This is a genomic window from Nocardia rosealba (genome assembly GCF_020216065.1).
GTDB classification, from domain to species: domain Bacteria; phylum Actinomycetota; class Actinomycetes; order Mycobacteriales; family Mycobacteriaceae; genus Nocardia; species Nocardia rosealba.
Map to the genome: position 1 here is coordinate 1445538 of NZ_JAIWNA010000001.1, position 12542 is coordinate 1458079.

The window sequence follows — 12542 nt, forward strand, 5'->3', positions numbered from 1 at the left end:
CCCTGCAAGCGTAGCGGGCCCGGCCGGGAACTTCCAAACCGGGTGTCCTGCTCGACGACGCGGACACGTGGTGCGCCCGTGGTCAGGGTACTGCTGTCGGTCGCTGGCGCTAACCTGGCTGCGATGCTCGGCGGTCGAGCACGGCCGACGGGGAACGAGGTGACGGTGACGCAGGTGCTCGAGGCGCTCGACGGCGCCGCGCTGCTGTCATGGGCCAGGTCCTGCCGCGCGGGCCTCGAGTCCCGCCGATCCGAGATCGACGCCCTCAACGTCTTCCCCATCGCCGATTCCGACACCGGAACCAACCTCCTGGCCACGATGCGGGCCGCCCTCGCTGCCGCCGAGGCCGACGACGGTGCGCAGGAGTGGTCGCGCGTGCAGCCCGAGCTGGGGAAGACGCGTTATGCAAACGACTCGGTAGCCGTCGCGCCACTGGGTGGAGCGGTTTCGGGTGGGGCGGCTGAGGCCATGTCGGCTGGCTCTTCGCCGGGTGTGCAGGCTTCGACCGGCGCGCAGTCGGCGGATGCGGTGCCAGGTGATCGTGGGGTGCAGGCGTCGGTTCCCGGGGAGCGATCGGAGATCGCGGGCGGCGGCGCGCTGGGCGATGGTCGGGCCGGGGAGGTGGCGAAGGCGCTGGCCCGTGGCGCCACGGCCGGGGCGCGGGGCAATTCCGGGATCATTCTTTCGCAGGTATTGCGGGGGATCGCCGAGGCGGTGGTGTCCGGGCCGTTGACCGGGGAGCGGTTGCGGGTGGCGTTGCGGCGGGCGGCGGTGCTGGTGCGGCAGGGGTTGAGTGCGCCGGTGGAGGGGACGATTCTGACGGTGCTCGACCGGGCCGCCGTCGCTGCCGCCGAGTCCGGCGACTCCTCGCTGGAGAGTGTGGCGAAGGCAGCGGCCGATGGTGCCGCACGTGCGCTGAACGAGACGCCCGCCCAACTGGGTGTGCTGCGGGCTGCGGGCGTGGTCGACGCCGGTGCGCGCGGTCTGCTGGTACTGCTTGATTGCCTTGTCGCCGAGGTGTGTGGTGTGGCTCCCGAACGCCACACCTACGCCCGTGAGCGAAGTGGCGGCGCGACACCGGCAACGGGTGCGGAGCGTCGGCACAGGCAGTCGATCAGTAGTTCCGAGCGCGGACGTGGTGAGGGGCAGCTGCCCAGGTCGGTCGGCGCGCATGCGGGTGGGGCCGATGCCCGGTGTGATCGCGGTGCGGCGCTCGGTGGTCGTGGGTTCGGCGAACACGCCGGGACGTGCGGTGACCACGACGAGGCGCCGGGGCGCTGGAATGGCGAGGGGCCGGCACGCTGGAATGGCGAGGGGCCGGGGCGCCGGGATGGCGAAGTGCCGAGACGCCGGGATGGCGAGGCGTGCGGGGTTGAGGGCGGGCCGGGCGGCGACCTGGACGAGTCGTTTTCTGGCCGCGACGGGGTGCGCGGAGAACGCGACGGTCTACGAGGGGACGAGGACCGGGGGCGCGGCGCAGACCCGCATTTCGAGGTCATGTATGTGATCTCCGGCACCGACGACGCCGGCGCGGGGGTGTTGCGGGAGCGGTTGGCGGTGCTCGGCGATTCCGTCGTTGTGGTCGGTGACGGGGATAGCACCTGGTCGGCACATGTGCACTGCCGTGACGCGGGTGCGGCGATCGAAGCCGGGCTTGCGGTCGGGGCGTTGAGTGCCATCCGGGTCGAAAGTTTCGCCGTCACAGCGCACAACGGCGTCGGCGACCATACGGAGTCGGCTCCGGTCGACGCGAGCTCCGTGGGGCGAACCACCCTTTCCACCGATGGGCTCGCTGACCGAGGGGTCGTCGCCGTCGTGGCCGGTGCTGATGCGGCGGAGCTTTTCGAGGACGCGGGTGCGGTGGTGTTGCGGGAGGACGAGGCCTTCGACGCCGACATCCTCCTGCGGACGATCCGGGCGATGCCGCACCGCGAGGTGCTTGTGCTGCCCAACGGTGCGCTGCCCGCGCAGGAACTGGTCGCCGTCGGTGTCGCCGCACGTGACGGTTCGCGCGACGTGCTGTTGTTGCCGAGCGCCTCGATGGTGCAGGGGCTCGCCGCGCTCGCGGTCCACGATCGGGGGCGGATCGCCGTCGACGACGCCTTCGCCATGTCCGAGGCGGCGGCGACCACCCGGTGGGGTGCGCTGCGAGCCGCCCGGGTGCGCGCGCTGACGATGGTCGGGACCTGTTCTCCCGGTGACGGTTTGGGTCTGGTCGGCGATGATGTGGTGGTGATCGACCCGGACGTGGTCGGCGCGGGACGCATCCTGCTCGACCGGATGCTCGGTCTCGGTGGGGAATTGGTGACCTTGCTGATGGGCGCGGGCGCCGGGCACGAACTGGGGCAGATTCTCGCCGATCATGTGCGCGCCGGATTCCCCGGCGTGGATGTGGTGGTGTATTCCGGTGGGCAGCAAGCGGATCTGGTGCAGATTGGGGTCGAGTAGACGATGACGACACTGAGCGACCGGCTCGACCACGTACTCGGCGTGAAGGCCGCCGACCGCCTGGCCGAGGCCTTCGACATGACCACCGTCGAAGACCTGCTGCGCCACTACCCGGCGCGCTACGCCACCCAGGGGCAGCCGCTGACGGAGGAGGAACCGGAAGAGGGCGCCCACATCACCGTCATCGGCCGGATCACCAAAACCGAACTGCGGCCGATGAAGAACCGCCGCGGCTCGCTGCTGAAGGTGCAACTCGACACCGGCGCCGCCCGTCCCATCGAGGCCACCTTCTTCAACGGTGACAAGGTCCGCTACCTGGTGAAAGACGGTGTGCGGGCAATGATGTCGGGCACCGTGCACTGGTGGCGCCCCGACCGCTGGAACCTCTCGCACCCCGACTATCTGATCCTGCCCGACAAAGCCGAGGCGGGCGTGGAGCAGCTCACCTCGGTGCGCGGCAGCGGTGCGTTGCGCGGGCTCGCCCAGAGCGCCAAAGGTGCCGGGGGAGTGGACGCTTCGTTCTTCGAGCGGGAGTTCGTCCCGGTGTATCCGGCGACGGCGAAGGTGCAGAGCTGGGATCTGCTCGCCTGTATCCGCCAGGTCCTCGACCAGCTCGACCCGATCGACGACCCGCTCCCGGTGGACCTGCGCGAGGAACGCAACCTGCTCGAGGTGTCGGACGCGCTTCGCCTGATCCACCTGCCCGAACACAAGCTCGATATCGAGCGGGCAAGGGACCGTTTACGTTTCGACGAGGCCCTCGCCCTGCAACTGGTGCTGGCCGAACGCCGTCACGAGGTGGAGGGCCGCACCGCCCCCGCCTGCCCGCCACGCACCGACGGCATCGCCGCCGACTTCGACCAGCGGCTGCCCTTCGAACTCACCGAAGGGCAGCGGCAGGTGATCGACGAGATCTCCGACGACATGTCGCGCACCCGCCCCATGCACCGCCTGCTGCAGGGCGAGGTGGGTTCGGGTAAGACGATCGTCGCCCTGCACGCCATGCTCCAGGCGGTGGACGCCGGTCGCCAGTGCGCGCTGCTCGCCCCGACGGAAGTGCTTGCCGCACAGCACTACCGGTCGCTGCGCGCGATGCTCGGCGATCTGGGCACCGCGGGCGAACTCGGCGCCGCCGAGAATTCGACCAAGGTGGTGTTGCTCACCGGCTCCATGTCGGCGGCGGCGAAGAAGTCCGCGCTGCTCGACGCGGTGACCGGCGAGGCGGGCCTCGTCATCGGCACCCATGCCCTCATCCAAGACGCGGTCGAGTTCTTCGACCTCGGTCTCGTGGTGGTCGACGAACAGCACCGTTTCGGCGTGGAACAGCGAGATGCGCTGCGCGCCAAAGCGAAAGGCGGCGTGAGTCCGCATCTGCTGGTCATGACCGCCACCCCCATTCCGCGCACGATCGCGATGACGACCCTGGGTGATCTGGAAACCTCCACGCTCACCCAGTTACCCAAGGGGCGTTCGCCGATCACGTCGAAAGTCGTTGCGCGCAAACTGCATCCTGCCTGGGTGGAGCGGGCATGGGAACGGATCGTGGAAGAGGTCGGCCAGGGCAGGCAGGCCTATGTGGTGTGCTCGCGCATCGGCGAGGATCCGGACGCGCCACCGGCCAAGGGCAAGAAGGCCGAGGAGAAGGAAGGCCCCACGACCCAGGCCGCGGTCGACATGTACGAGACGCTGAGTACCGGACCGCTCGCGGGTGTGCGCGTGGGCCTGCTGCACGGGCGGTTGCCGTCCGACGAGAAAGACCACGTGATGCGCCAGTTCAACGACGGCGCGATCGACGTGCTGGTGTGCACCACCGTGGTCGAGGTCGGTGTCGACGTGCCGAACGCCACCGTGATGGTGATCGTCGACGCCGACCGGTTCGGCGTGAGCCAGCTGCACCAGCTACGCGGGCGCATCGGCCGCGGCAAACACCCCGGCCTGTGCCTGCTGGTCACCGATGCCGCACCCGGCGGCACCGCCATGGCCCGGCTGGAAGCTGTTGCCGCCACCACCGACGGCTTCGAACTGTCGGTACTGGACCTGCGTCAGCGCCGCGAGGGCGACGTACTCGGCTCGGCCCAGTCCGGCACCGCGCGCTCGCTGCGCCTGCTCTCCCTGCTCGACGACCTCGAGGTCATCACCGCCGCCCAGGACCTGGCCCGCCGGATCGTCGCCGAAGACCCAGGCCTGGAGAAACACCCCGGCCTGGCGGGCATGATGAACGCCGCTGTCGACGGCGAACGACTCGAGTACCTAGCCAAGTCTTAGGAGTTCCGAGAGGACCACGCGGTTCGCCCGGCGCGCCCGCCCAGGGTTCACCGCGGTAGACGCGGGTACGGCAGGTCGGTCGCCGTGTGCTCGGCGACTGCCAGCGGTCGTCCGATCTGCGGGAATGCCCGCTGTGGGCAGGCGGGTCGTTCGCACACCTTGCACCCGGCCCCGATCGGCACGGCGATATTCGGGTCGTCCACCTGCATCCCCTGCGAGTACACCAGCCGGTCGGCGTACTCGATATCGCACCCGAGCGCGACGACGAAGTTCTTCGCCGCAGTGCCGTATCCCTGTGCCGTGGCGGGTGTGGTGCGCGCGATCCACAGGTAGCGGCGCCCGTCGGGCATCTCCGCGACCTGGGTGAGGATGCGTCCCGGGTGGGCGAAGGCTTCGTGGGTGACCCACAGCGGGCAGTTGCCGCCGACGCGGGAGAAGTGAAAAGCCGTGGCCGACTGACGTTTCGAGATGTTCCCCGCACGGTCGGTGCGTACCAGGAAGAACGGCACCCCACGCTGACCCTGTCGTTGCAGCGTCGCCAGCCGGTGGCAGACCGTTTCGAACCCGACTTCGAACCGCAACCCGAGCAGGTCGACGTCGTAGCGCAGTTCCTCGGCCGACCGCAGGAACCGCCCGTAGGGCAGGATCAGCGCCCCGGCGAAGTAGTTGGCCAGCCCCACCCGCGCCAGCGTGCGCGACTCCCCGACCAGTGCCCGGGATTCGGCGAGCACATTGTCGATCTCGCGGCCGTAGAGCAGCAGGCCGAGAGTGGACGCGATCTGGAACGCGCGCTGCCCGGGCCGCAGCCGCCGGGCCAGGGTGAGCGTGCGGGTGTCCGGGTCGTAGTGGCGTTTGGGGATGGACGGGTCAGCGCCGTCGCCCCGCACGAGCACGGTGACGCCCGCGCGTTCCTCGGCGATCCGCGCCAGCTGCCGGTCCAGCGAACCGATGCTCAGCCCCGATTCCTCGAACAGCTGCTCGGCGGCGTGATCGAGGGTGGCGATGTGATTGCGGTGGTCGTAGAAGAAATCCCGGACGTCCTCGTAGGGCAGCGGTGTGCCCGGTGCGCCGGTCGGGGTGTCGACGCGGGAGGAGAGCAGATCGAGCTGATCGGTGGCCGCACGCAGCCGCCGGTGCATGGCGATGACGATCCGCGCCACCTCCGGCAACCGGGTGGCCAGCTCCTCCACCTCGGTGATCGGTGCGGTGTCGCCACCGCCCGCCGCCTCGACGAGCACCTCGTGCAGGTCCGAGACCAGCCGCGCGTCGGAATCGGCGGCGAAGAACTGCACGTCCAGGTCGAAGGTCGAATTCAATTTCAGCAGAACGGGAATGGTGAGCGGACGCTGATCGCGTTCGAGCTGGTTGAGGTAACTCGGCGAGAGATCGAGCGATTTGGCCAGCGCGGCCTGGGTCATCCGTCGTTCTTCGCGTAGCCGTCGAAGTCTGGCCCCCGCGTACATCTTCCGCACGCCAGGATCCTAGCGCCGCTGGTTCGCAATGTTCGCTGAAAGTGGGGAATGCCCTAGGAGAAGTGCAGTCCCGCAAGGGATTCTGCCGCGGATTACTCGTGCGTAACATGCGAAGCGATCGTGGGCGCCGATCGCACCGGAGGCGGCGCGCGGCGGTGAGATGTGACGGCCGCGTAACCGCCGGTTCGCAGGTGGGCGGGGGCGGCGGTGAAGAATGCTGCGAACCCACCTTGCGTGCCGGACGGGTCGGTGCGGCCGGGTACCGTGGTCCAATGTTCTCGAAAGTCTTGGTCGCCAATCGCGGCGAGATCGCTATCCGTGCCTTCCGCGCGGCCTACGAACTCGGCATCGGAACGGTCGCGGTCTTTCCGCACGAGGACCGCAATTCCGTCCACCGGCTGAAGGCGGCCGAGTCGTATCAGATCGGCGAGGAGGGGCACCCGGTCCGGGCGTACCTCTCGATCGAGGCGATCATCGACGCGGCCAAGAGCGCGGGCGCCGACGCCATCTACCCCGGCTACGGCTTCCTGTCGGAGAACCCCGACCTCGCCGCGGCCTGCGCACGCGAGGGCATCACCTTCATCGGCCCGTCGGCGCAGGTGCTGGAAATGGCGGGCAACAAGGCGACCGCGATCGAGGCCGCGCGGGCCGCCGGTCTGCCGGTGCTGAAGTCGAGCGAACCGAGTGCCGACATCGACGAGCTGCTCGCTGCATCCGAGCAGCTCGAGTACCCGATCTTCGTCAAGGCCGTGGCCGGTGGTGGTGGGCGCGGTATGCGCCGGGTCGCCGCGCCGGAGCAGCTGCGCGAGTCGATCGAGGCCGCCTCACGTGAGGCCGAGTCGGCCTTCGGCGACCCGACGGTGTTCCTCGAGCAGGCGGTGGTGAACCCGCGCCACATCGAGGTGCAGATCCTGGCCGACCAGCACGGCAATGTGATGCACCTGTTCGAGCGCGACTGTTCACTGCAGCGCCGCCACCAGAAGGTCATCGAGCTCGCGCCCGCCCCCAACCTCGACCCGGCGCTGCGCGAGCGGATCTGCGCCGACGCCGTCGCCTTCGCCCGCCAGATCGGGTACAGCAACGCGGGCACGGTCGAGTTCCTGCTCGACGAGCGCGGCAACCACGTGTTCATCGAGATGAACCCGCGTATCCAGGTGGAGCACACGGTGACCGAGGAGATCACCGATGTCGACCTGGTGCAGTCGCAGTTGCGCATCGCCGCCGGGGAAACCCTCGCCGACCTGGGCCTGAGCCAGGACAAGGTAGCGATCCGCGGCGCCGCGCTGCAGTGCCGCATCACCACCGAAGACCCGGCCAACGGTTTCCGTCCCGACACCGGCCGCATCACCGCCTACCGCACGCCCGGCGGCGCGGGCATCCGTCTCGACGGTGGCGCGAACCTGGGCGCGGAGATCGGCGCCTACTTCGACTCCATGCTGGTCAAGCTCACCTGCCGCGGCCGCGACCTGCCCGCCGCCGCCGCGCGTGCCCGCCGCGCGCTGGCCGAGTTCCGCATCCGTGGCGTGACGACCAATATCCCGTTCCTGCTGTCGGTGCTCGACGACCCCGATTTCCAGGCGGGCCGGGTGACCACCTCGTTCATCGACGAGCGACCGGAGCTGCTCACCTCGCGCGGCTCGGCCGACCGTGGCACCAAGATCCTGACCTATCTGGCCGATGTCACCGTCAACAAGCCCAACGGTGACCGCCCGACCACGGTGTACCCGTACGACAAGCTCCCCGCCGTCGACCTGACGGTGCCGCCGCCGGACGGTTCGCGCCAGCGTCTGCTCGCCCTCGGACCGGAAGGTTTCGCGAAGGCTCTGCGCGACCAGAAGGCCGTCGGTGTCACCGACACCACCTTCCGCGACGCACATCAGTCGCTGCTCGCCACCCGGGTGCGCACCAACGGCCTGCTCGGTGTGGCGGGCCACGTCGCCCGGCTCACTCCCGAGCTGCTGTCGATCGAGGCATGGGGCGGCGCGACTTACGATGTGGCGCTTCGCTTCCTGCACGAGGACCCGTGGGAGCGCCTCGCCGCGCTGCGCGAGGCGGTGCCGAACATCTGTCTGCAGATGCTGCTGCGTGGCCGCAACACCGTCGGCTACACGCCGTACCCGGAGCAGGTGACGCGGGCGTTCGTGTCCGAGGCCGCCACCACCGGCATCGACATCTTCCGCATCTTCGACGCGCTCAACAATGTCGACCAGATGCGCCCGGCCATCGACGCGGTCCGCGAGACCGGCACCTCGATCGCCGAGGTCGCCATGTCCTACACCGGCGACCTGCTGAACCCCGATGAGCAGCTCTACACCCTCGACTACTACCTGAAGCTGGCCGAGCAGATCGTCGATGCGGGTGCCCACGTCCTGGCCATCAAGGACATGGCCGGTCTGCTGCGCGCACCGGCGGCCGCGAAGCTGGTCACCGCGCTGCGCAGCAACTTCGACCTGCCGGTGCACGTGCACACCCACGACACTCCCGGCGGTCAGCTCGCCACCTACCTCGCCGCCTGGCAGGCCGGCGCCGACGCCGTCGACGGCGCGAGCGCCGCGATGGCGGGCACCACGTCGCAGCCCGCGCTGTCGGCGATCGTCGCCGCGGCCGCGCACACCGAGCGCGATACCGGCCTGAACCTGCAGAACGTGTGCGATCTCGAGCCGTACTGGGAGGCGCTGCGCAAGGTGTACGCGCCGTTCGAGTCGGGTCTGCCCGCGCCGACCGGGCGCGTGTACACCCACGAGATCCCCGGCGGTCAGCTGTCGAACCTGCGTCAGCAGGCGATCGCGCTCGGCCTCGGTGACCGGTTCGAGGAGGTCGAGGCCAAATACGCGGCGGCCGACCGGCTGCTTGGCCGCCTCATCAAGGTGACGCCGTCGTCGAAGGTGGTCGGCGACCTGGCCCTCGCCCTGGTCGGTTCCGGCGTGGACATCGAGGACTTCGCCGCCGACCCCGGCCGCTACGACATCCCGGACTCGGTGATCGGCTTCCTGCGCGGCGAACTGGGCGAACCGGCCGGAGGCTGGCCCGAACCGTTCCGGAGCAAGGCCCTGGCCGGCCGCAGCGAACCCAAGCCGGAAACCCCGCTCACCACAGCCGATCAGGCCGGGCTCGACGGCACCGCCGAAGAACGGCGCGCCACCCTCAACCGGCTGCTGTTCCCCGGCCCGACCGCCGAGTTCCTGGCCCACCGCGAGAAGTACGGCGACACCACCGGCCTGTCGGAGAACCAGTTCTTCTACGGTCTGCGCCGCGGCGAGGAGCACCGGGTGCAGCTGGAGAAGGGCGTCACCCTGCTCATCGGCCTGGAAGCCATCTCCGAGCCGGACGAGAAGGGCATGCGGACGGTCATGTGCATCATGAACGGGCAGCTGCGCCCGATCGCGGTGCGCGACCGGTCGGTCGCCTCCGAGGTGCCTGCCGCCGAGAAGGCCGACAAGAACAACCCCGGCCACATCGCTGCCCCGTTCGCCGGCGTGGTCACCCTCGCGGTCACCGAGGGCGACACCATCAACGCAGGCGACACCGTCGGCACCATCGAGGCCATGAAGATGGAAGCGGCCATCACCGCGCCGCGCGCCGGTGTGGTCCGCCGCATCGCCACCGCCAAGGTGCAGCAGGTCGAAGGTGGGGATCTGCTGGTGGAACTGGCCGCGCGCGAGTCGGAATGACCCGCATCATCGCCGGTGTGGCCGGCGGGCGGCGCCTCACGGTGCCGCCTGCGGGCACCCGGCCCACCTCCGACCGGGTGCGCGAGGCGCTGTTCAGCGCCATCGACGCCCGGCTCGACCTCGACGGCGCACGGGTACTCGACCTGTACGCCGGATCGGGCGCGCTCGGGCTGGAAGCCCTCTCGCGCGGCGCGTCCCAGGCGTTGTTGATCGAGGCCGATCGCAAAGCGGGTGCGGTGGTGCGCGCCAATATCGCCGAGCTGAACCTGCCCGGCGCCGAACTGCGGCTCGGCAGCGTCTCCTCGGTACTGGCTCGTCCGGCTCCCGTGGCGTACGACGTAGTGTTCTCCGACCCGCCCTACGACGTGAGCACCGACGACGTCACCGCCGACCTGCGTGCCCTCGCCGAACACGGCTGGCTGGCACCCGAGGCGCTGGTCGTGGTGGAACGCTCGATCCGTTCACCCGAAATCACCTGGCCCGCAGGGTATTCGGTGCTGAAGGCGCGAAAATACGGGGAGACCAGGATCGAGCTCGCCGAATACGGTGCTAGCGTCTGAGTCATGGCTGCAGCACTGTGCCCCGGTTCCTTCGATCCGGTCACCAACGGTCACCTCGACGTGTTCGCCCGCGCGGCCGCACAGTTCGACGAGGTGATCGTCACCGTCAACGTGAACCCCAAGAAACAGGGGATGTTCACCGTCGAGGAGCGCATGGAACTGCTGCGCGAATCGGTGTCGCACCTGCCGAACGTGCGCGTCGCCTCCTGGCAGGGCCTCACGGTCGACTTCGCCAAGAAGGAAGGCGTGAGCGCGATCGTGAAGGGTCTGCGCGACGCGGGCGACTTCGGCTACGAACTGCAGATGGCGCAGATGAACCACAAACTGGCCGGTGTCGACACTTTCTTCATCGCCACCAACCCTTCGCTGAGCTTCCTGTCCAGTTCCCTCGTGAAGGAAGTAGCAGCCCTGGGCGGTGACGTGAGCGATATGCTCCCACCCGCGGTCCACAAGCGCCTCCTCGACCGCCTCGCGGAACGCAAGAACTGATCTCGCGAGCACATGGGTATCTCGCCGGGCACCGGCTCCGGCGACCACTCACCTTCGTCTGGCCGCCGACGCAATTCCGCCCGTGCTAAGCCTGGCCTGAATTCGCGGAGAGGCGGAACAAGCCTCTGAGCGCCAGGAAGCGCAGGCCGCCGACGGCGGCGGTGATGGTGAGGACGGCCAGCGCCTGGGCGACATCGCCGAGGCCGGGTGCCCAGACGCCGAGCGCGCCGAGGCTCGCGGTCGTGATGACCAGCCCGAGCAGGGCGAGCCCACCACCTTCCCACTGTGCGGTGAACCAGCCGACGCGATCGGTGGCGTGGAAGGTGAGCTGACGGTGCAGTTCGTTGGCGATCACGGTGCTCACGATCGAGCCGGCCACATTGGCCACCAGCGGGCCGGTGCCGATCATCGTGAAGAACAGCAGCACATAGGCGATATTGCTGGCGCCGCCGACCAGGGCGAACCGGATGAGCTGGGGGAAGGCATGGTCGCCGCGCAGGTACTCGAGGGCACGGTCGAGCCGGGGCCGGGCCGCGGGTGCGGCGGGCATCGTCGTCGGGTACGGGGCGAACCAGGGTGTGAAAACGCTCGTCACCGGATACTTCGGTGTTTCCAGGACGGTCATGATCGCTCCGATCGCGGTACAGGCGTCGACGCCGTTGTCGTGCCCTTCGATCGTAGCGAAGTGGAGGGTTGCACTCCACTTGATATCTGTGCGATCTCGGACACTGTCGCGACACACCGCGCCGACATTCGGCACACCGGCCGATCACGGGCAGACTGGGCACGGCGGTAGCCGTTTTTCGCCGTGAGTCCGCAGGAGGGTAGTGAGCATGTATCGCGTATTCGAAGCACTCGACGAGCTCGTCGCCATCGTCGAGGAGGCGCGCGGCATCCCGCCGACCCGCAGCTGCATCGTGCCCCGAGGTGATGTCCTCGAGCTGCTCGACGACGTCCGGGACGCCCTACCCGGCGAACTCGACGACGCCCAGGACGTACTCGACCACCGCGACAAGATCGTCGGCGACGCTCGCGCGGGCGCCGAGACCACCATCACCTCGGCCAACGAGCGGGCCCGCACCACCGTCGAGGACGCGCGCGCCGAGGCCGACCGGATCCTGGCCGACGCCAAAGCCCACGCCGACCGCATGGTCGCCGAGGCCACCGCGCACGCCGACCGGCTCGTCGCCGCCGCGCAGGCCGAGGCCGACCAGGTGGTCGCCGACGGCAACGCCGAATACGACGAACTCACCGGCCGCGCCCAGATCGACGCCGACCGCGCCATCGAGGCGGGCAAGGCCTCCTACGAGCGCTCGGTCGCCGACGGCGAGGCCGAGCAGGCCCGCCTGGTCTCGCAGACCGAGGTCGTGCGGGCCGCGCACGCCGAGTCCGCGCGCCTGATCGACGAGGCGCAGGCCGAGTCCGACCGGGTCCGCGCCGAATGCGACGAATACGTCGATCAGCGGATGGCCGAATTCGACGGCAAACTCGCCGCACTCGAGGAGACGCTCACCACCACCCGGCGCACGATCACCCGGGGCCGCAGGCACATGCGCGGCGCTCCGGCGCCCGACTATCCCGAATACGCCGCCGAGCACCGTCGGTGACGTTTTGAATTCGGGCGGGGTCCTGCATTA

8 protein-coding genes are annotated in these 12542 nt (G+C 69.4%); 6 read left to right on the top strand and 2 right to left on the bottom strand.

The features are described 5' to 3' along the window. Positions 1-123: 123 nt before the first annotated feature. Positions 124-2448, top strand: coding sequence for a DAK2 domain-containing protein (locus LDL21_RS06545; RefSeq protein ID WP_225279158.1), 2325 nt, complete (start codon positions 124-126; stop codon positions 2446-2448). Between the two features lie 3 nt (positions 2449-2451). Then, positions 2452-4713 (top strand): ATP-dependent DNA helicase RecG, encoded by a 2262-nt coding sequence (recG, locus tag LDL21_RS06550; protein ID WP_225279159.1) that lies wholly within the window; start codon positions 2452-2454, stop codon positions 4711-4713. Between the two features lie 47 nt (positions 4714-4760). On the opposite strand, the gene LDL21_RS06555 is transcribed toward recG, so the two are convergent. After that, positions 4761-6185, bottom strand: a complete 1425-nt coding sequence (locus tag LDL21_RS06555; protein ID WP_084456592.1) for a short-chain fatty acyl-CoA regulator family protein — start codon at positions 6183-6185, stop codon at positions 4761-4763. 272 nt (positions 6186-6457) lie between these two features. Here LDL21_RS06555 and LDL21_RS06560 point away from each other — a divergent pair, with 272 nt between their 5' ends. The 3 genes from LDL21_RS06560 to coaD are packed head-to-tail and all read left to right on the top strand — an operon-like array spanning position 6458 to position 10905. Beyond that, on the top strand, positions 6458-9856 hold the full coding sequence (locus tag LDL21_RS06560; protein ID WP_225279160.1) for a pyruvate carboxylase: 3399 nt from the start codon (positions 6458-6460) through the stop codon (positions 9854-9856). Further along, complete coding sequence (rsmD, locus tag LDL21_RS06565) at positions 9853-10416, top strand: 16S rRNA (guanine(966)-N(2))-methyltransferase RsmD (RefSeq protein WP_225279161.1); 564 nt, start codon at positions 9853-9855, stop codon at positions 10414-10416. Before LDL21_RS06560 ends, rsmD begins: the two co-directional genes overlap by 4 nt. Before the next feature lie 3 nt (positions 10417-10419). Beyond that, positions 10420-10905, top strand: coding sequence for a pantetheine-phosphate adenylyltransferase (coaD, locus tag LDL21_RS06570; protein WP_181698456.1), 486 nt, complete (start codon positions 10420-10422; stop codon positions 10903-10905). Between the two features lie 85 nt (positions 10906-10990). Here coaD and LDL21_RS06575 read toward each other — a convergent pair whose 3' ends face one another. Beyond that, the gene (locus LDL21_RS06575; protein WP_225279162.1) at positions 10991-11530 is read right to left on the bottom strand and encodes a GtrA family protein; all 540 of its coding nucleotides are present in this window, start codon (positions 11528-11530) and stop codon (positions 10991-10993) included. A gap of 208 nt (positions 11531-11738) precedes the next feature. Here LDL21_RS06575 and LDL21_RS06580 point away from each other — a divergent pair, with 208 nt between their 5' ends. After that, a complete protein-coding gene (locus LDL21_RS06580) occupies positions 11739-12512 on the top strand; it encodes a DivIVA domain-containing protein (RefSeq protein WP_225279163.1) in 774 nt (257 codons plus the stop codon). Positions 12513-12542: the final 30 nt, after the last annotated feature.

What these genes read in the sequence shown, in the direction of transcription:
- LDL21_RS06545 (WP_225279158.1), top strand. Translation starts at nt 124, where the DNA reads ATGCTCGGCGGTCGAGCACGGCCGACGGGGAACGAGGTGACGGTGACG.
- recG (WP_225279159.1), top strand. Translation starts at nt 2,452, where the DNA reads ATGACGACACTGAGCGACCGGCTCGACCACGTACTCGGCGTGAAGGCC.
- LDL21_RS06560 (WP_225279160.1), top strand. Translation starts at nt 6,458, where the DNA reads ATGTTCTCGAAAGTCTTGGTCGCCAATCGCGGCGAGATCGCTATCCGT.
- rsmD (WP_225279161.1), top strand. Translation starts at nt 9,853, where the DNA reads ATGACCCGCATCATCGCCGGTGTGGCCGGCGGGCGGCGCCTCACGGTG.
- coaD (WP_181698456.1), top strand. Translation starts at nt 10,420, where the DNA reads ATGGCTGCAGCACTGTGCCCCGGTTCCTTCGATCCGGTCACCAACGGT.
- LDL21_RS06575 (WP_225279162.1), bottom strand. Translation starts at nt 11,530, where the DNA reads ATGACCGTCCTGGAAACACCGAAGTATCCGGTGACGAGCGTTTTCACA.
- LDL21_RS06580 (WP_225279163.1), top strand. Translation starts at nt 11,739, where the DNA reads ATGTATCGCGTATTCGAAGCACTCGACGAGCTCGTCGCCATCGTCGAG.